Consider the following 17,695-nt stretch of genomic DNA (forward strand, 5'->3'; position numbering starts at 1 on the left):
ATGACAGCCAAACCTTTGGGTGTACGGGTCCGCAAGGGCGCGACGACCCTGTCGTTCCTCGCGCCGGTGCTGATCGGCATCGCGGTGTTCTTCCTGTACCCCTTGGGTTCGGCGGTCTACTTCTCGTTCACGAAGTTCGACCTGCTCTCGGTGCCTGAGTGGGTCGGGCTCGACAACTACCGCAGGATGGCCGACGACCCGTTCCTGCTGCAGTCGATCCGCAACACGTTGTGGATGGTGGTCGTTCTCGTCCCGGTACGGATCCTCGGGGCGATCGGCCTGTCGATGCTGCTCACCCAGCTACGGCGCGGCGCGGGCTTCTTCCGCACGCTGTTCTACCTGCCCGCTCTGGTCCCGCCGGTGGCCGCCACGATCGCGTTCGTCTACCTGCTCAAACCGGGCACCGGCCCGGTCAACCACTTCCTCGAAATGATCGGCATCGAGGGCCCGCTCTGGTTCAACTCTCCGGCCTGGGCCAAGCCGTCGCTCGTCCTGCTCGGCCTCTGGGCGATCGGCGACCTGATGGTGATCTTCCTGGCCGCCGTGCTCGGCGTGCCGTCCAGCCTCTACGAGGCCGCGTCGCTGGACGGCGCCAACGCCTGGCAGCGCTTCCGGTCGATCACGCTGCCGACGATCCGCCCGGTGATCCTGTTCGCCGCGGTCACCGGCGTGATCTACACGTTGCAGTACTTCGACCAGGCGGCGGTGGCCGGCTCGATCGCCAGCGGGCAGGCCACCGTCGGCGGCGGGATCTCGTCGAACTTCGGCTTCCCCGAGGGCTCGACGTTCACGTACCCGCTGTGGCTCTACACCGTCGGCTTCCGCTACAGCGCGCTCGGCTATGCCAACGCGCTGGCCATCGGGCTCTTCGTGGTCGCGCTCGCGGTCACGCTGTTCCTGCTGCGCCGGGCCAAGGCCTTCTCGGGGGAGGAATCGTGACCGCTGTTCTGGCTGCGCCGCCGGCCCTGGAGACCGCGCCTCCCGATCGGCGTTTCAAGCGGCAACGACGGCTGGCGTGGATCGCGCGGCACAGCATCGCGATCGCCATCGGGATCATGTTCGTGACGCCGGTCGTCTATCTCGTGCTGCTCTCGCTGATGACCAGTGATCAGGCGCTGACCAGCGACTACTGGCCGAACACGTGGCATCCCGAGAACTACGTGCGGGTCTTCGAGGTGACCCCGCTCCCGCACTATCTGCTCAACACGGTCATCTACGCGGTGTCGTCGACGGTTCTGGTGCTGCTCTCCAGCGTCCCCGCGGCGTACGCCCTGGCGAAGTTGAAGTTCCGCGGCAGCAACGCGCTGTTCCTGGTCGTGATCTGCGTGATGATGCTCCCGCCGCAGGTCGTGACCGTGCCGCTCTACCTGATGTGGGCCAACGCCGGGCTGACCGGGTCGCTCTGGCCGCTGATCGTCCCCGCCCTGTTCGGCGACGCCTTCTGCGTCTTCCTGCTGCGCCAGTTCCTGCTCACGATCCCGAGCGAATATCTGGACGCGGCGCGGGTCGACGGCTGCGGCGAATGGCGCACGCTGCTGCGCGTCGTGCTGCCGATGGCCCGCCCGGGCATCGCGGCGGCCGGGCTGTTCCAGTTCTTCTACTGCTGGAACGACTATTACGGCCCGCTGCTCTACACCAGCGAGAACGAGAACGCGTGGACGCTGTCGCTCGGCCTCGCGTCATTCCACAGTGTCCATCACGTCGACTGGAATCTCGTCACGGCAGCAACGGTGCTGGCGATGGCCCCGCTCATCGTCATCTTCTTCTTCGCCCAGCGTGCCTTCGTCCAAGGCATCACACTGACGGGATTCAAGGGTTGAAAATCGCAGTCATCGGCGGCGGCTCCACCTACACCCCGGAGCTGGTCGACGGCTTCGCCCGGCTCGGCTCGATGGTCACCGAACTGGTGCTGATCGACCCGGCGGCTCCGCGGCTCGAGATCGTGGGCGCGTTCGCGGCCCGCATCCTGACCGAGTTCGGGCACCCGGCCAAGCTCTGGTGGACCACCGACCTGGACGCGGGCGTGACCGACGCCGACGTGGTTCTCATCCAGCTTCGGGTCGGCGGCCAGCAGGCGCGCATCGCCGACGAGACGTTCCCCCTCGACTGCGGCTGCGTCGGCCAGGAGACCACGGGTGCCGGCGGCCTGGCCAAAGCCCTGCGTACGGTCCCGGTCGCCCTCGACGTGGCCGCGCGCGTCCGCCGTCGGGCCCGCCCCGGCGCGTGGATCATCGACTTCACCAACCCGGTCGGCATCGTGACCCGGGCGCTGCTCGACGCGGGACATCGCGCGGTCGGGCTGTGCAACGTGGCGATCGGCTTCCAGCGGCGGTTCGCCGAGCACCTGAGGGTCACGCCGCCGGAGGTGACCCTCGAACACGTCGGCCTCAACCACCTGACCTGGGAACGCGCGGCCTACGTCGACGGCGTCGACCGGTTGCCCTCGCTGCTCTCCTCCCATCTCGACTCGCTGGCCGCCTCCGTCGATCTGCCTCCGCGAGTGCTGAGCCTGCTGGGCAACGTGCCCTCGTACTACCTGTCCTACTTCTACGACCACGACCGCCACGTACGGGAGTCGCAGGGCGCGCCGACGCGGGGGCAGCGGGTGGCCGAGCTCGAGGCGACGCTGCTCGAGATGTACCGCTCGCCTTCCCTGGTCGAGAAGCCGGCGCTGCTCGCGGAGCGCGGCGGGGCGTACTACTCCGAGGCGGCGGTAGGGCTGATCGCGTCGCTGCACGGGTACGACGACGCGGCGGTGCACTCGGTCAACGTCCGCAACGAGGGCACGCTGCCGTTCCTGCCCGACGAGTCGGTCATCGAGGTCTCGGCCCGCGCCTCGGTTTCCGGGCCGGAGGTGCTGCCGTTGAACCCGCTGCCGCCCGACCTCTCGGGGCTGATCAGCCACGTCTCGGGGTACGAGGAACTCGCCCTGGACGCGGCCCTTCGGGGCGGGCGCGACCGCGTCTACCACGCCCTGCTGGCGCACCCGCTGATCGGACAGCACGACCGGGCCGACAGGCTGGCCGACAAGCTGATCGCCAGTGGGCGCGCGCACCTCGCGTGGGCGCGATGAGGTCGCTCTACCTGGCGATCGACGGGGGCAACTCGAAGACGGACGTGGTGCTGGGCGCTACCGACGGCTCGGTGCTCGCATACGCGCGGGGCGGCACGTCGTCGCCGCACAACATCGGGCTGGACGGGGCGGTCGCCGTGCTCGACTCCCTGGTGCGGGCCGCCTTCGAACAGGCGGGACTGCACTTCGGGACTCCGGTCGCGCTCACGGCCGCCTACCTGGCCGGGGCCGACCTGCCGCACGAGGTCACCGAACTCCACGACGCCCTTTCGGCCGCGGGATGGGCCGGTCGGACCATCGTGGACAACGACTGCTTCGCGCTGCTGCGGTCGGGCACGTCGATGCCGGACGCGGTCACGGTGGTCTGCGGGGCGGGCACCAACTGTGTCGGCCGCGCAGCTGACGGGCGTACGGCGCGCTTTGTGGCTCTGGGGCCCATCTCGGGCGACTGGGGTGGCGGGCACGACCTCGCGGACCAGGCGTTGCACCTGGCCGCGCGGGGTGAGGACGGGCGGGGCGAAGCGACGGCTCTCAGTGCCGCCGTGGCCGCCCATTTCGACCGGCCCACGGTCGAGGCGGTCTCGATCGCGATCCATCTGGGCGAGATCCCGCGCTCGCGTGTTCCGTCGTTGTCGCATGTTCTCTTCGGGGTGGCCTCGTCCGGTGATCGGGTGGCTTCGGCGTTGATCGCGCGGCAGGCCGGCGAGATCCTGGCCCAGCATCGGGTGGCCGCCTCTCGTCTGTCGCTGCTGGACCGGCCGCACGCCCTGGTGCTGGGCGGCAGCGTCCTGCAGGCCCAGCATCCCGTGCTGCATCGTCAGGTGGTGGCGGGCGCCCGCCGCCAGGCGCCGCTCGTGGAAGTCACCGTTCCTGATGTTCCGCCGGTGACGGGCGCGGCGCTGCTGGCGCTGGACGCGCTCGGCCACACCGACAGCGAGGCCAAGCTGCGCACGGCCCTGGCCGCGACGGCCGCGGCTTAGCCGGGGCCTCGGATCGCTAGCGGCGGGCTCGGATCGCTAGCGGCGGGCTCGGATCGCTAGCGGCGGGCTCGGATCGCTAGCGGCGGGCTCGGATCGCTAGCGGCGGGCTCGGATCGCTGGCGGCGGATTTGGGACTTCAACGGCGGGTTTGGATCAGCAGGGCGGCGAGGCCGGCGAGCACCACGCCGGTCGCCAGCGGAACAAGACCGCCGACGAGGGCATAGACGAACAGCAGCAGTGGCGCCACGAAACCGACATAAGCCGCAGCGGCCAGCTTGCGGTCGTGGGTGCGGAGTCGTCCTAGCGCTCGGGCCAGCGGTTCGGGCACGATCCGGTTCAGCGCGACGACCACACCCACGAAGATCAGGAGCCCGATCACCCCGGCCCAGGCCCGAGAGATGCCCTCGCTGGCCAACGTCATCAGCCCGGCCATGACGCCCGCGATCACCGTCGCGATGACGCCGTAGAGCACTCCCCTGCGCACAGCGGCGGCGGACGGTTCCGACGGATCGAGCACGGGCTCGGCCGGGCGGCTGATCGCCGACTCGTCCACCCAGCTCCCCGACCCTCGCTCCTTGCCCTCGTCGGGATCGACCCGGTCGGGCGCCGGGTATTTCCGCGGGAACGGCGACGGATATTCGCCCTCCCGATCGGGTTCCGGCGCGGTCGGGAGCGTCGCGCCGTCGGCCAGCGCCTCGAGCGCCTGGGCCCACCGCCGCCGCTCGAACCGCACGATCCCCATGTCGCGCTGGGCATCCCCCACCGCGGGATCAAGATCAAGGGCTTGCGCGTACGCCCGCTGGGCCAGATCGAACAGCCGCAGGCGGGCCGCCACCACGGCCAGCACGAGGTGGGCCTCGGCCTCGGACGGTGCGACGCGCACGGCGTTCCAGGCCGCGTTCAGCGCCTCCTGCCCGTTGCGCGACTCGCTGAGCAGCGCGGCCCCGGTGCGCTGGGCGTAGGCGTCGGCCGGCCACTGACGCAGGATCTCGGACGCCACCCGGGCTGCTTCCCCGAACTGCCGGCTGTCGGTGAGCGCCATGGCCCGCACCACCATGCCGGTGAGGGTGTCAGGGGCGGCGGCCGCGGCCTTGTCGGCGGCCCGCAGCGCCTCGCCCGGCTGCTCGGCGGCCAGGTGAATGCGAGCCAGGGTCGCCAGCAGGCTGGGTTCGTCGGGCGCCGCCGTCAGCCCGGACGCGATCTCTTGCGCGGCCTCGTCATAACGCCCGAGGTCGGCAAGCAGAAGCGCACGCTGCCGGTACTCCTCCGGCGTGGTCTCTGGTTCCAGGGGCGCGGCCACGCTCCGAGCGTAGGCGCTCCCGACCACCGACGCGTTCCCGGGTGAGGCGCCCGTCCCGCCCACGCGACCTTCCCGCGCGACAAAACGGGCGACTGTCGTCCGGAGCCCCGGCGGGGGGCCGCTCCACGCGAACCTCGGAGTCGCGCTCCCGCCTCAAAGCTGGGAGATCAGCGCGATCGCCGTCGCGGCCAGTCCTTCGCCGCGGCCCGTCAGACCGAGCCCGTCGGTCGTGGTGCCCGAGACCGTGACCGGCGCCCCCACGGCGGCCGACAGCACCTCCTGGGCCTCGGCCCGGCGCTCGCCGATCTTGGGGTGGTTGCCGATCACCTGGATCGAGACGTTCACGATCTCGAAGGACGCCGCCCGTACGAGCCGCGCGCTCTCGGTCAGCAAGGCGACCCCGGAGGCTCCGGCCCACTCCGGCCGTGACGTGCCGAAGTTGCTGCCCAGATCGCCCAGCCCGGAGGCGCCGAACAGGGCATCGCAGGCGGCGTGCGCGGCCACGTCGGCGTCGGAATGCCCGGCCAGGCCCACATCGTCGGGCCACAGCAGCCCAGCCACCCAGCAGGGCCGCCCCGGTTCGAAGGCGTGCACGTCCGTCCCGATCCCGACCCGCTGGTTGATCACCGAGCCAGATTACTGAACAGCCCTCCGCGGCCAGCTCCTCGGCCCGATCGAGCAGCCCTCGCTCAGGGCGGCCGTCGCTCAGAACAGGATTCGCCTAGGGCAACTGGAGCAGGGCCTCGGCCAGGACCAGGTCGAGGGGGCGGGTGATCTTCAGGGCCAGGTCGGAGCCCGGGATGCAGGTGACCGGAAGCCCGGCCTTCTCGACCAGGCCGGCGTCGTCGGTCAGCGGGTCGGCCGCGGACGCGTGGGCGGCCGCCAGCACACTGTGCCGGAAGCCCTGCGGCGTCTGCACGCTGCGCAGCACCGAACGGTCGACCGTGCCCAGCACCGTTTCGCCGGGGTCGACCTCTTTGATGGTGTCGACCACGGGCAGCACCGGGATCACGGCGGGATGGCCCGCGCGCACGGCTGCGGCCACCGACTCGACGATCTCGGGCGGGGTGAGGGCGCGGGCCGCGTCGTGCACGAGCACGATGTCGATCTCGGGCGGCACGACGGCCAAGGCCCGGCCGACGGACTCCTGACGCTCGGCCCCACCGGCCACCACGGTGACCGGCGCGACCGGCGCCAGCAGAGCCTGAACCGCCTCGACCTCGGCCGCTGGAGCGGCGACCACGATGAGGCGGACGGACGGCGAGGCGGCCACGCGACGAATCGCGTGAACGAGCAGCGGCTCGCCCGCGAGCAGTCGCAGGGCCTTGGGGCCGCCGGGGCCGAGCCGAACGCCGGCGCCTGCCGCCGGAACCAGGACCGCGACGTCACCGCGGGCATTGAGCTTCGCGGTCACGTCGCGGTCCTGTGCGGATGCACGTGTTTCAACTTGAGATGAGGGTTGGATCAGGCCTCGGTAAGGACCTTGTCGAGGAGAACCTCAGCCTCGTCCTTGGTGCTCTTCTCTGCCAGAGCGACCTCACCGACGAGGATGTCGCGGGCCTTGGCCAGCATGCGCTTCTCTCCGGCGGAGAGGCCACGCTCGCGCTCGCGACGCCAGAGGTCGCGCACGACCTCGGCAACCTTGAGGGGGTTACCGGAAGCAAGCTTCTCGAGATTGGCCTTGTAACGCCGCGACCAGTTCGTCGGCTCCTCGGTGTGCGGAGCGCGGAGGACGTCGAAGACCTTCCCCAGGCCTTCCTCGCCAACCACTTCGCGCACGCCGACGATCTCGGCGTTCTCAGCGGGCACCCGCACAGTCAGGTCGCCCTGGGCGACGCGCAGAACGAGGTACTGCTTTTCCTCGCCCTTGATGACCCTAGTCTCGATCGCCTCGATGAGTGCGGCCCCGTGGTGGGGGTAAACAACGGTCTCGCCGACACTGAAAACCATAGGTTCGAAGCCCCTTTCGCTGTGTCTAGGGTAACACGCTCAGGCAGCTATGTCCCGCCCAGCCGGTGACTGTTAGTGCAGCTCAGAGGCCCTGTGATGGGCGTTTCTGCGGCTTGACATAAGCGCTTGGAGCTGCCTCAGTAACTCTCAGTCACCGTTTGGTGACGGCTTTATCGTGCAAGTCGGATATTTCGCACCTACGGCGTTTGTGAGGTCAAGCTTATCGCTAAGGTCCGGAAGCGCGCACTACTGGCGGTCGGGCCGTGCGTAGGGAAGGCTGGGATACAAGGTCCCCGACCGAAGAACGACTGGGTCGGCTTGGGGGGAGGGTGAGTCATGGCTGGTGCGAGCGGCAACGGCGGATGGTCGTCGGATGGCGGTTCGCCCGACGACCTGCCCGACCTGCCCGCCGAGTGGGGCACCATCGTCATCCCCGACGACCTCTCCGAGCTCTCCGACGAGGTCGAGGCCGTCCGCGCTGAGTTGCGGCTGAGCGACCCGCCCACGCGCTGGCAGCGGCTGGCCCGCCGCCCCGCGATGCGCCGGCTGCGCCGCGTCGTGTCCACCGCGCTCCGCGCCCCGGTCTTGATCATCTCGCTCGCCGTCCTGGTCACCGTGGCCAGCCTCTTCGCCTCCGCGTGGCCCGGCCCGCCGCGGCAGCCCGTCGCCCAGCGCACAGCGACCACCACCGCCGACCGGGTGTCGACCCTACCCGCGCTCGAGCTGCTCGCCCCCGACGGTCGCACGGTGACCCTGAGAGACCGTCTACCGGCAGTCATCCTGCTCGTCGACGGCTGCGCGTGCTCGAGCCTGATTTCCGACACCATCGACGCGGTCGGCCCCGAGATCGCCGTCATCACCGTCTCGGCCGCGGCCGCGTCGGCCGCCACCGCCGGCACGCCGCCGACCGGTGCCACGCCCCAGGCCGCAGGCAAGACCGTGCGCACCCTCCACGACCCGACCGGCAGCCTGCGCTCCCACCTGCACCTCGGCGCCCCCGACACGACGGCGGCCGCCGTCCTGGTCGACGGCCGCTTCGAGATCGTCCGCCTGGTCCCCCGCACGGCCTCGGTCGACGACTTCCGCCCCGACCTGGCTCGTCTCTAGTGCGGTGTCCACGAACGTTGGCCGGGTTGTGACCGGTCGGTTTGTGGATCCTCGTCCATGGGTGTGGGCGAGCGACTCCCCACCACGGTTGGCGGGGCGGGCCTCCGCCGGCCAAGGGACCCTCCTGCTGCCGATGGTGGTCGGCGGCGGGGTCACGCCGTGCCGGTCCCCGTCCGGGGAGGTGGGTTCCGGCTCGACGGTCCGTGACCATCCCAGAACAGGGTTGGGCTGGGGTGGTGGTGGCGCCGCCCGGGGTGCGGGTGGCGATGGTGAACGCCGCGGCAACATCACGATGCCCGGCGAACTGACAACCCAGATCAACCCCGGCTACCCGGTCCGGATCGGGCCGGGCGTGGTCGGGGTAGGTGGCGACGGGCAGTTCGGCGGTGACATCGATCCAGAGCCGCCCGGCATCGAACAGCAGCGTCACCGACCGGACGGTGCCAGTCGGGTACGGCACGGCCCGGTCCAGCCCCACGCGCAGCGGCGGGCGGCCACGGGCAGCCGGTAGGCGCAGCTGCCGGCCGCTGATCGTGAAGGTGCCGTGGTACCAGCGGATCGGCATCAACGCCCGCCGCCGGCGCGGATACCGCACTTCGGTGTGCCCGTTCTTGCGGCGGGCGGCGGCGGAGAACCAGGCGCGCTCGACGAACGCGCCGTCAGCTCGGGACGCGCTGGAGCGAGTAGCGGAAGACGACCGGGCCGGGCTCGCCGACGATCACGTACAGGCGCAGTTCGTCGGCCAGACCGACCTTGAAGCTGTCCGGGCGGCGCTCGTCGGAGCAGCGCAGGCCCTGCCCCGAATCGCGGCCGCTCTCGCTCAGGCTGACCCGCACATAGGTGTCCGGCCCGCCCCGGCAGACGACCGACACCAGGTATTCGTCGGTGTCGACCGCGGTCACGAACGGGCGCTCGTCGCCGGCTGCCAGCGTCGCCGTCTCGGCGTCGATCTGCTCGTCGGTGTCGGGCAGCGCCTGCTCGACGGCCGCCTGCCATTGCTTGACCTGGTCGCTCCCGCGGTCGGGCGGGGCCGAGAGGAACCACCAGGTCGCCCCACCGGCGACCAGCGCCGCGGCCGCCGCGTAGAGGACCGCGCCGCGCGCCCGCTCACCCGTCACGATGTGACTGTAGAGGCCTCCAGCAGCGTTCCGTAGAGGGTGAGACCCGGCCCGAACGCCAGCATGACCACGAGCCGGGGCGGCCGCTCCCGGCTGCGCAGCGCGTCGAGCACCAGCAACACGGTCGGCGACGAACAGTTCCCGTACGCCGAAAGCACCCCGCGGGAGGGGGCGAGCGCCTCGTCATCGAGACCGAGTTGTTGCTGGACGACGTCGAGGATCTTGGGGCCGCCGGGGTGGATCGCCCAGCCGTCGACCTCGGCGATGGTCAGCCCGTGCCGGTCGAGCAGGTCGTCGACAAGCTTGCGGACGTGCAGCTTCAGCACCGACGGCACGCGCGGCGACAGGCCCATGCGGAAGCCGAGGTCGGTGACCTCCCACGTCATGTGGTCGGCTGTGGTTGTGTCGGTGACCGCGGCTACCTCGCGGACGGCGAATCCGGGGCCGCCCGGCGTGAGCACGACAGCGGCGGCCGCGTCGGCGAAGAGGGCGTGCGAAACGATCTGCTGGAGATCCGTACGGGCTCGGGGTGGTTGAAGGTGCAGGCTGGTCAGCTCGGCGCAGAGCAGCAGCGCCGGCTTCTCGCGGGCCACCACGAAGTCGGACACCGACCCCAGCCCGGGTAGCGCCGCGTAACAACCCATGTGCCCCACGAAGAGTCTTTGCACGGTCGGTGACATGCCGAGGTCGCGGGCGAGCAGGATGTCGAGGCCGGGAGTCGCGTAGCCGGTGCACGAGCACACCGCGAAGAGCCCGAGCTGGCCGGCCTCGACGCCGGCGTCGGTCAGGGCGCGCGACACCGCTTCCTTGCCGAGCGGCAGCGCCTCGACCAGGTAGCGGCGCATGCGCTGCTCGGTCGACCAGTCCGAGACGTCCTCGAGCAGCGGGCTCACCGCCGCCTGCCGGGTCCGTACGCCGGAGTTTTCGAAGATCCGCTTGGCCAGCGCCCGCTTCTCGGGCGCGTAGTGCCGCGCGAAACAGGTCTCCCACAGTTCGTCCTGCCGGGCCGACGGCGGCAGTGCCGTACCCATCCCCGCGATGGTCGCCTTCAGTTCCACGTGCGCCTCCCTGCCTGCGAAAGCCGCCTACCAGCGCGGCGCGGAACCTTCCGAGTCGGCGTCGCCACCGAGCGCGTCTACCCCCAGCCAGTCCGCACACACATCGCTGGTAGCCGGTTGCAGCGATCCGGCACGTGCGTCCCGGTAGAGACGCTCCAGGGGATGCCCGCGGCGCATCGCGGAGGTGCCGGCGGCCTCCAGCATCGAGGCGGCCACCTCGGCCGCGGTCGTTCCGGCCAGCAGCTTGGCCCGCCACACCCAGCGGGTCGTCTCGGCCTCGCCGGGCTGCTCGTCGACCCGTCGGGCCGCCTCGAGGACCGCCAGGTGGGCCGCCGCCACCGCCGCGTCGGCCCGGCCAATGCGCGCGCGGATCGCCGGCAGGTGGCCGAGCTTGCGCTCGTTGACGTGCTCGATCGCCGCGTCGACGGCCGCGCGAGCCACCCCGACATAGACGGCGGCATAGCTGGCCACCATCCAGTGCGGCGCGATCTGGGCCACGACCAGCGCCAGGCCCTCGACCCCACCGAGCAGGGCCGCGTACGGCACTGTCACGTCGACGTGCAGGTCGTGCGACCCCGTCGCGCGCATCCCGAGCGCGTCCCACGTCGGCTCGACCCGCAGGCCGTCGCCGGCCGGCACCAGGAACTGCGAGACCTGCGACGGGTCGGCGGCACTGCGGGCGGCGACCAGATAGGCGTCGGCGTGCCCGGCGCCCGAGCAGAACGTCTTGGCGCCCCTGATGCGATAGCCGCCGTCGACCACCTCGTACGACGTGCTGAGCTGGGACAACCGGGAGCCCGCGCCGCGCTCGCTCATGGCCACCGCGTACCACTTGCCCTCGGCGGCCGCACGCAGGTGATCGTCGCGGGCCTGCAGCGCCTCGGCCGAGAGCCCCAGGGCGTCGGCCAGCTCGTCGGTGACGCCGGCCAGCGCGCCGGTCACCGACGCGTGCATGTTGAAGATCAACGCGGTGGCGCCGTTGCCGCGGGCGAGCTCGTACGCGGCCGCGGCGTAGTCGGAGAAGCTCGCGCCCGCGCCGCCCAGCCGGGCCGGGACCATGAGGCCGAACAGTCCTGCGGCGCGCAGGTCGGCGAAGTCGTCGACGGGGAAGGCGCCGTCCCGGTCATAGCCGGCGGCGCGGGCCGCGAACCGGGGCGCGAGCCGCCGGGCCTCTGCGATCATGCGAGCTCCTCTGCCTTACGGCCGTAGCCCTGATAGAGCACGGCGGTCGACCGGGTGGGAACGATGCGGCCCAGGGGGCCACCGCTGTCGGGCCGCGAGCGCGGCACGAGCCAGCGGACGATGCCGGGCAGGCTGGGGCGGGCGCCGCGCACCTGGAGGCGTACGCCATGGGCGGCGCACTCGGCGGTGAGCCGGCGCGGGTCGACGAAGAGCGCGGGGTCGTGCAGGCCCACGGGGGCGAGCCCGATCAGCTCGCCCAGGGTGACCGTCACGAAGCGGCTGAGCGGGTTGTCGTTGACCGTGTCGAGCACCAGCAGCCCGCCCGGCCGCAGCACCCGGCAGAGCTCGGCGACGGTGGCCGGCATGTCGGTGACGTGCTCGAGGATCTCGCCCGCGACCACGACGTCGGCCGAACCGGTCGCCAGCGGGATGGCCGTCACGTCGCCGCGCACCGGCCGAATCCCGCGGAACGCCGCCTGGGTGAGACCGGACACACGAAGGTCGATCCCGATGTGCCGGTAGCCCTTTCCGCGCAGATGCGGGGCGAGGAGTCCGCCCCCGCAGCCGGCGTCGACCAGCACGGCGCCCGGCACCCGGGCGGGCGGGATCAGGGCCGCACGGGCCGCGGCCAGCCAATGCAGCAGCTCGAAGGCGCCACCCGGGCGCCACCAGTGGTCAGCGAGGTCGTCGTACTGTCGCGGATCGTTACGTCCGTTCGACGGCATGTGATCGAGCCTGGCATGCATCGGTCACACCCGCCACACTGCATGCATGTCCCGCGTGCTCTCGGTGATCAAGTCGTCCCACCCGGAACCCGGCGGTGCGGTCACCGTGGCCATGACTTTGCTGGCGATCGGAGTCGGACACCGCGGCTGGTCGATCCTCGGCGTCTTCGCGGCCGTGGGGGCGACCCAGCTCTCCGTGGGCTGGGTCAACGACTGGCTCGACGCCGACCGCGACGCGGCGACCGGACGGCGCGACAAGCCGGTCGCGTCCGGGGCGGTTTCCCGCCGTACGGTGGGGATCGCCGGTCTTGTCGCCTCGCTGGCCATCCCCCTGCTCGGGCTGCCGTTCGGGCTGCGGGCCACCGTGCTGATCACGCTGGTGGGCGTGTTCGCGCTGCTCTACGACTGGCCGCTGAAATCGACCGCGTTCTCGGTGGTGCCCTATCTGGTGGCGTTCGGCCTGCTCCCGGCCTTCGTGGTGGTGGCGCTGCCGGGCCATCCGACGCCGCCGGCCTGGCTGGTCGCCGCGGGGGCGCTGCTCGGCGGCGGCGCCCACTTCGCCAACGTGCTGCCCGATCTCGCCGACGACGAGGCCACCGGCGTGCGCGGGCTGCCGCACCGGCTCGCCGCGACCGGCTCCTCGGTCGCGGCGGCCCTGCTCCTGCTGGCGGCCACGCTGACGCTGGTCTTCGGGCCTCCCGGGCCACCGTCGTGGCCGGGCTGGGTGGCCGCCGCGGCCTCCGTCGTGGTCCTTCCCCTCGGGTGGTACGCCGCCCGGCGCGCGAAGGGACGCGCGGTCGCCATGTTCCGGGCGGTGATCCTCGTCGCTCTGATCGACGTTCTGCTGCTCATCTCCAGCGGCCGGGTGGTGTGATTGGACGGGTCGGCGCACGCGCCCGATCACCGACCTCTAGGCTGAGCCTTACGCCTGAGTTCGTTGGTGTTCGGCTTGATCAGCTTGGAGGATCGTGATGCGCTCGCTGGGAACCCGCCGCGTCGCTCTGGCCGCGGGTGTTGCCACGGCCGCCGTGATCGCACTGTCCGGCTGCTCGGCCGGCCAGGTCGCCGAGACCGCCCTCCTGAAGACCCCGATCTCGGGTCTGAACACGCAGAGCCCCGACGGCCGTCTCGAGATCCGCAACCTCCAGGTCGTCTACGACGACGCCGAGGGGTTCCCGGCCAACGGCAACGCCCAGCTCGAGCTGGCGCTGTTCAACCAGACGCAGGCGCCGATCACCGTGCTGATCAGCAGCCGGCCGCAGCAGACCGAGACCGCGGGCATCGTCTCGGCCCGCCAGATCGGCCTCACCGGGCCGGCCGCCACTGCTTCCGCCGCTCCGTCCGCCTCGGCCTCCGCGTCGGTCGCCCCGTCCGCCTCCGCGTCCCCGTCGGCGCCGGCCGAGCCCGCGGCGCCTTCGGTGCAGCCCGCGCGCATCACGATCCCGGCCCTGGGCAGCGCGACGTTCCTGCCTGAGGACGATCAGAAGGTCCTGGCCGTCGGCCTGAGCGACCGCCTCGCCCCGGGCAACTCGCTGAGCCTGGTCTTCGAGGTCAGCGGCACCACCCAGCCGCTCGAGCTGGTGGCCCCGTTCGCCATCCCGCTCTCGCCGGCCTCGCGTGGCCCGGTCGAGTCCGGCGAGGACCACGAGTAATTGTCGTACCGTCCCGCTAGCTTTGCGGGGTGAGCACGTCCCGCACCACCGCCAAGGCCGCCCGCCCCTCCTTCGTCTGTGACGCCTGCGGTCACCAGCCACCCAAGTGGCTGGGCCGCTGCCCCGAGTGCGGCGAGTGGGGTTCGGTCATCGAGTCAACGGTCACCGCGCCGCTCGGTGCCGGCCGGGTGGTCAGCTCCCGTCTGCCGGCCGAACCGGCCCGCCCGATCGCCACGATCAGCGCGGCCCCCGCCCGTGCCGTCCCGACCAACGTCGGCGAGCTCGACCGGGTGCTCGGCGGCGGTCTCGTGCCCGGCGCGGTGGTGCTGCTGGCCGGCGAGCCCGGTGTGGGCAAATCCACACTCCTGCTCGACGTGGCCCAGCAGTGGGCCGCCCATTCGGGCACACCGTCCCTCGTGGTCAGTGGCGAAGAGTCGGTGAGCCAGGTGCGGCTGCGCGCCGAGCGGCTCGGCGCCCTCCACGAGCAGCTCTATCTGGCCTCCGAGAGCGACCTCGGCGCCGTCCTCGGCCACCTCGACGCGGTCAAGCCCGGCCTGCTCGTGCTCGACTCGGTGCAGACGATCTCGGCCCCCGGCACCGAGGGCGTCCCGGGCGGCGTCACCCAGGTGCGCGCGGTCACCTCCGCCCTGGTCGGCGTGGCCAAAGAGCGGGGCATCGCCACCGTCCTGGTCGGCCACGTGACCAAGGACGGCCAAGTCGCCGGCCCCCGCGTGCTCGAACACTTGGTCGACGTCGTGCTCCACTTCGAGGGCGACAAACACTCGTCGCTGCGCCTGGTGCGCGGGGTGAAGAACCGCTACGGCGCGGCCGACGAAGTGGGCTGCTTCGAGATGAACGAGAACGGCATCGCCAGCCTGCCCGACCCGTCCGGCCTCTTCCTCACCCGCTACTCCGAACCCGTCCCCGGCACCTGCGTGACCGTGGCCATGGAGGGCCGCCGGGCTCTGGTCACCGAGGTGCAGGCCCTGATCGGCGCCGAGGTGCAGGGTTCGCCGCGGCGCACCGTCTCGGGCCTCGACAGCGCCCGGCTGGCGATGGTGCTCGCCGTGCTCGAGCGCCGCACCAAACAGCTCAAGCTCTACAACCGCGAGGTCTTCGCGGCCACCGTCGGCGGCATCCGCCTGACCGAGCCCTCGGCCGACCTGGCCATGGCGCTCGCGGTCGCCTCCGGCGGGCTCGACCTGGCGATGGCGCCCCACCTGGTGGCGATCGGCGAGGTCGGCCTGACCGGCGAGATCAGGCGGGTCGGGGCGGTCGGCCGGCGGCTGGCCGAGGCGGCCCGGCTCGGCTTCAAGGTGGCGCTCGTTCCGCCCGGTTGTGCCCCCGAGGCACCCAAGGGCATCGAGGTGACCGAGGTGAGCGATCTGCGGTCGGCCCTGCAGTCGGCGGCCCGGGCGTCAGCCTCCCACGGCGGTGACCGACGGTGACGTTTCATCACGCTACGGAGCATTCGTCGAACCACGGCTCGTTGCTCTGGATGACAGTCCGTAGAATGTCCAGGTGCCGCTCGACCGCGATGGTTCCAAACCCGCCGCTTCCAGCCCGACGCCGAAACCCGGCGTCAACGGTTCGGCGCGTCCGGCAGTGACCTCCGGGGGTCCCGGGCTCACCGGGGGCGGTGTGAGCGGCGATCCGCTCCGCGCCAACCTGGCCCTCATGGCGCCCGGCACGGCGCTGCGTGACGGCCTCGAACGCATCCTGCGCGGCCGCACGGGCGCGCTGATCGTGCTCGGTCACGACGCCGTCGTCGAAAGCATCTGCACCGGCGGTTTCGCCCTCGATGTCGAGTTCTCGGCCACCCGCCTGCGCGAGCTGTGCAAGATGGACGGCGCGGTCGTGCTCTCCAGCGACGGCACCCGCATCGTGCGGGCCGCCGTGCACCTCATGCCCGACCCGGGCATCCCCTCCGAAGAGTCGGGCACCCGTCACCGCACCGCCGAGCGGGTCGCCAAGCAGTCGGGCTTCCCGGTCATCTCGGTGAGCCAGTCGATGCACATCATCGGCCTCTACGTGAACGGGCAGCGCCACGTCCTCGACGACTCGGCCGCCATCCTTTCCCGGGCCAACCAGGCGCTGGCCACCCTCGAGCGCTACAAGCTGCGCCTCGACGAGGTCTCCGGCACCCTGTCCGCGCTCGAGATCGAAGACCTGGTCACCGTGCGTGACGCCGTCGCCGTCGTCCAGCGGCTCGAAATGGTCCGCCGCATCGCCGACGAGATCTCCGGCTACGTCGTCGAGCTCGGCACCGACGGCCGCCTGCTCGCCCTGCAGCTCGACGAGCTCATGGCCGGCGTCGACTCCGACCGCACCCTGGTGATCCGCGACTATCTGCCCACCGGCCGCAAGGCGCGCACCCTCGACGAGGCCCTGGTCGAGCTCGACCTGCTCACCGCGACCGAGATGATCGACCTGGTGGCGGTGGCCAAGGCCATCGGCTATCCGGGCGCCTCCGATTCGCTCGACGCGGCGGTGTCCCCGCGCGGCTTCCGCCTGCTGGCCAAGGTGCCGCGCCTGCCCGCCCAGATCGTCGACCGGCTCGTCGACCACTTCGGCAGCCTGCAGCGCCTGCTCGGCGCCACGGTCGAAGACCTGCAGGCGGTCGACGGCGTCGGCGACGCGCGGGCCCGCGGCGTACGCGAGGGTCTGTCCCGCTTGGCCGAGGCGTCGATCCTCGAACGCTACGTCTGACTCTCTGCCGTCGGTCTTTCGGTCTTTCGGCCGACCCTGCTCTGCCCTCGGTGCGATGCGGGCAGGTCACCGGCGTTCCTAAGATCATCAGTCATGTCTGGTAACCGGAACGTCGTCGTGGTAGCCCCGGTGGCGGGCGTACTGCTGGGCGCCCTCGACTTCGTCTGGATCAAGTACGTGCCGTCGCCGCTGGGCGACCTAGGCAACTCCCTGGCCGTGTGGGCGGTCGCGGCGTTCCTGCTGACCTACCGCTTCCGCTGGTCAACGCTGGTCAGCGTGCTCGGCGCGATCGTCTGCCTGGTGGTGGCCGTGCCCAGCTACTACCTCACGGCGAACGTGATCCAGAACGACGACCTGTCGAACACCTACAACAGCGTCGCGCTGATGTGGATGGGCTTCGGGGTGATCGCCGGAACAGTCTTCGGCGCCGCCGGAGTCCTCGCCCGCGATCCGCTGGCCCGCGGTGGCCGGCTTCTCGGGACGGCGGCGCTCGGCATGCCGGGCGCGGTCCTGTTCGCCGAGGGCGTGGTGCAGGCGCGGCGCATCGGCGACCCCTCCTACGGCACCGGCGACCAGCTCGCGTACGTGGCCGTCGTGGTGACCTTGGGCCTGGCGATCACCCTGCTCGTCGGACGATCGTGGCGCCAGCGCGGTCTGGCGCTGCTGTGCGCCTTGCCGCTGACCGCGATCGGCTACGTCCTGCTGTCGCTGACCGGCTTCCGCTGAGCCGCTCCCTGTCCACAGTTCGAGTCTGTCCACAGGCCGCCGCGCAAAGATCCCCATATCCCGTCACACTGACAAGCGGGGGATCCCCCTTGGGGAGGGCGGGCTCTGCGCGCGG

At 71.5% G+C, this 17,695-nt stretch carries 19 protein-coding genes; 11 read left to right on the forward strand and 8 right to left on the reverse strand.

From position 1 onward, the window contains the following. The 4 genes from EER30_RS04940 to EER30_RS04955 are packed head-to-tail and all read left to right on the forward strand — an operon-like array spanning position 1 to position 4,053. Positions 1 to 939, forward strand: a complete 939-nt coding sequence (locus tag EER30_RS04940; protein WP_127498632.1) for a carbohydrate ABC transporter permease — start codon at positions 1 to 3, stop codon at positions 937 to 939. Continuing rightward, positions 936 to 1,820: a carbohydrate ABC transporter permease gene (locus EER30_RS04945; RefSeq protein WP_127498634.1), complete on the forward strand. Its 885-nt coding sequence runs from the start codon at positions 936 to 938 to the stop codon at positions 1,818 to 1,820. Before EER30_RS04940 ends, EER30_RS04945 begins: the two co-directional genes overlap by 4 nt. Then, on the forward strand, positions 1,817 to 3,073 hold the full coding sequence (locus tag EER30_RS04950; RefSeq protein WP_127498636.1) for a family 4 glycosyl hydrolase: 1,257 nt from the start codon (positions 1,817 to 1,819) through the stop codon (positions 3,071 to 3,073). The genes EER30_RS04945 and EER30_RS04950 overlap by 4 nt, the downstream gene beginning before the upstream one ends. Continuing rightward, complete coding sequence (locus EER30_RS04955; RefSeq protein ID WP_127498638.1) at positions 3,070 to 4,053, forward strand: N-acetylglucosamine kinase; 984 nt, start codon at positions 3,070 to 3,072, stop codon at positions 4,051 to 4,053. The genes EER30_RS04950 and EER30_RS04955 overlap by 4 nt, the downstream gene beginning before the upstream one ends. A gap of 136 nt (positions 4,054 to 4,189) precedes the next feature. Here EER30_RS04955 and EER30_RS04960 read toward each other — a convergent pair whose 3' ends face one another. From EER30_RS04960 to EER30_RS04975, 4 genes are all read right to left on the reverse strand, one after another. After that, positions 4,190 to 5,353: a tetratricopeptide repeat protein gene (locus tag EER30_RS04960; RefSeq protein ID WP_127498640.1), complete on the reverse strand. Its 1,164-nt coding sequence runs from the start codon at positions 5,351 to 5,353 to the stop codon at positions 4,190 to 4,192. 153 nt (positions 5,354 to 5,506) lie between these two features. Next, complete coding sequence (gene ispF, locus EER30_RS04965; protein ID WP_127498642.1) at positions 5,507 to 5,980, reverse strand: 2-C-methyl-D-erythritol 2,4-cyclodiphosphate synthase; 474 nt, start codon at positions 5,978 to 5,980, stop codon at positions 5,507 to 5,509. A 94-nt stretch (positions 5,981 to 6,074) separates the two neighbouring features. Further along, positions 6,075 to 6,767: a 2-C-methyl-D-erythritol 4-phosphate cytidylyltransferase gene (gene ispD, locus EER30_RS04970; protein ID WP_127498644.1), complete on the reverse strand. Its 693-nt coding sequence runs from the start codon at positions 6,765 to 6,767 to the stop codon at positions 6,075 to 6,077. 50 nt (positions 6,768 to 6,817) lie between these two features. Further along, positions 6,818 to 7,303 carry a CarD family transcriptional regulator gene (locus tag EER30_RS04975; RefSeq protein WP_030443670.1) on the reverse strand — a complete coding sequence of 162 codons (486 nt, stop codon included), beginning with the start codon at positions 7,301 to 7,303 and terminating at the stop codon, positions 6,818 to 6,820. A 336-nt stretch (positions 7,304 to 7,639) separates the two neighbouring features. Between EER30_RS04975 and EER30_RS04980 the strand changes: the two genes are divergently transcribed. Beyond that, entirely contained in the window at positions 7,640 to 8,410 is a 771-nt protein-coding gene (locus EER30_RS04980; RefSeq protein WP_127498646.1) for a hypothetical protein, read from the forward strand. Positions 8,411 to 8,702: 292 nt separating this feature from the next. Further along, complete coding sequence (locus EER30_RS04985) at positions 8,703 to 8,921, forward strand: hypothetical protein (RefSeq protein ID WP_127498647.1); 219 nt, start codon at positions 8,703 to 8,705, stop codon at positions 8,919 to 8,921. Between the two features lie 148 nt (positions 8,922 to 9,069). Here the strand turns inward: EER30_RS04985 and EER30_RS04990 are convergent, their stop codons facing one another. The 4 genes from EER30_RS04990 to EER30_RS05005 are packed head-to-tail and all read right to left on the reverse strand — an operon-like array spanning position 9,070 to position 12,493. Beyond that, positions 9,070 to 9,528: a DUF6023 family protein gene (locus EER30_RS04990; protein ID WP_127498649.1), complete on the reverse strand. Its 459-nt coding sequence runs from the start codon at positions 9,526 to 9,528 to the stop codon at positions 9,070 to 9,072. Next, positions 9,525 to 10,580: a type III polyketide synthase gene (locus EER30_RS04995; protein ID WP_432417519.1), complete on the reverse strand. Its 1,056-nt coding sequence runs from the start codon at positions 10,578 to 10,580 to the stop codon at positions 9,525 to 9,527. Before EER30_RS04995 ends, EER30_RS04990 begins: the two co-directional genes overlap by 4 nt. Before the next feature lie 33 nt (positions 10,581 to 10,613). Next, complete coding sequence (locus EER30_RS05000) at positions 10,614 to 11,768, reverse strand: acyl-CoA dehydrogenase family protein (RefSeq protein WP_127498653.1); 1,155 nt, start codon at positions 11,766 to 11,768, stop codon at positions 10,614 to 10,616. After that, a complete protein-coding gene (locus EER30_RS05005; RefSeq protein WP_127498655.1) occupies positions 11,765 to 12,493 on the reverse strand; it encodes a methyltransferase domain-containing protein in 729 nt (242 codons plus the stop codon). The genes EER30_RS05000 and EER30_RS05005 overlap by 4 nt, the downstream gene beginning before the upstream one ends. Positions 12,494 to 12,539: 46 nt before the next feature. On the opposite strand from EER30_RS05005, the gene EER30_RS05010 reads away from it, so the two are divergent. The 5 genes from EER30_RS05010 to EER30_RS05030 all read left to right on the forward strand — a co-directional run bounded on the left by EER30_RS05010 (position 12,540) and on the right by EER30_RS05030 (position 17,580). After that, positions 12,540 to 13,367: a UbiA family prenyltransferase gene (locus EER30_RS05010; RefSeq protein WP_127498657.1), complete on the forward strand. Its 828-nt coding sequence runs from the start codon at positions 12,540 to 12,542 to the stop codon at positions 13,365 to 13,367. A 97-nt stretch (positions 13,368 to 13,464) separates the two neighbouring features. Then, the gene (locus EER30_RS05015; protein ID WP_127498658.1) at positions 13,465 to 14,145 is read left to right on the forward strand and encodes a hypothetical protein; all 681 of its coding nucleotides are present in this window, start codon (positions 13,465 to 13,467) and stop codon (positions 14,143 to 14,145) included. Between the two features lie 29 nt (positions 14,146 to 14,174). After that, complete coding sequence (gene radA, locus EER30_RS05020; protein WP_127498661.1) at positions 14,175 to 15,593, forward strand: DNA repair protein RadA; 1,419 nt, start codon at positions 14,175 to 14,177, stop codon at positions 15,591 to 15,593. A 73-nt stretch (positions 15,594 to 15,666) separates the two neighbouring features. Beyond that, positions 15,667 to 16,854 carry a DNA integrity scanning diadenylate cyclase DisA gene (gene disA, locus EER30_RS05025; protein ID WP_127498663.1) on the forward strand — a complete coding sequence of 396 codons (1,188 nt, stop codon included), beginning with the start codon at positions 15,667 to 15,669 and terminating at the stop codon, positions 16,852 to 16,854. A gap of 93 nt (positions 16,855 to 16,947) precedes the next feature. Then, positions 16,948 to 17,580, forward strand: coding sequence for a DUF6518 family protein (locus EER30_RS05030; protein ID WP_127498665.1), 633 nt, complete (start codon positions 16,948 to 16,950; stop codon positions 17,578 to 17,580). The last annotated feature ends 115 nt before the right edge of the window (positions 17,581 to 17,695 follow it).

Origin of the sequence: Actinoplanes solisilvae (assembly GCF_003999975.1) — a bacterium.
GTDB lineage: Bacteria > Actinomycetota > Actinomycetes > Mycobacteriales > Micromonosporaceae > Actinoplanes > Actinoplanes solisilvae.

What these genes read in the sequence shown, in the direction of transcription:
- EER30_RS04940 (WP_127498632.1), top strand. Translation starts at nt 1, where the DNA reads ATGACAGCCAAACCTTTGGGTGTACGGGTCCGCAAGGGCGCGACGACC.
- EER30_RS04955 (WP_127498638.1), top strand. Translation starts at nt 3,070, where the DNA reads ATGAGGTCGCTCTACCTGGCGATCGACGGGGGCAACTCGAAGACGGAC.
- EER30_RS04975 (WP_030443670.1), bottom strand. Translation starts at nt 7,303, where the DNA reads ATGGTTTTCAGTGTCGGCGAGACCGTTGTTTACCCCCACCACGGGGCC.
- EER30_RS04980 (WP_127498646.1), top strand. Translation starts at nt 7,640, where the DNA reads ATGGCTGGTGCGAGCGGCAACGGCGGATGGTCGTCGGATGGCGGTTCG.
- EER30_RS04985 (WP_127498647.1), top strand. Translation starts at nt 8,703, where the DNA reads ATGCCCGGCGAACTGACAACCCAGATCAACCCCGGCTACCCGGTCCGG.
- EER30_RS05000 (WP_127498653.1), bottom strand. Translation starts at nt 11,768, where the DNA reads ATGATCGCAGAGGCCCGGCGGCTCGCGCCCCGGTTCGCGGCCCGCGCC.
- EER30_RS05005 (WP_127498655.1), bottom strand. Translation starts at nt 12,493, where the DNA reads ATGCCGTCGAACGGACGTAACGATCCGCGACAGTACGACGACCTCGCT.
- EER30_RS05010 (WP_127498657.1), top strand. Translation starts at nt 12,540, where the DNA reads ATGTCCCGCGTGCTCTCGGTGATCAAGTCGTCCCACCCGGAACCCGGC.
- EER30_RS05015 (WP_127498658.1), top strand. Translation starts at nt 13,465, where the DNA reads ATGCGCTCGCTGGGAACCCGCCGCGTCGCTCTGGCCGCGGGTGTTGCC.
- EER30_RS05030 (WP_127498665.1), top strand. Translation starts at nt 16,948, where the DNA reads ATGTCTGGTAACCGGAACGTCGTCGTGGTAGCCCCGGTGGCGGGCGTA.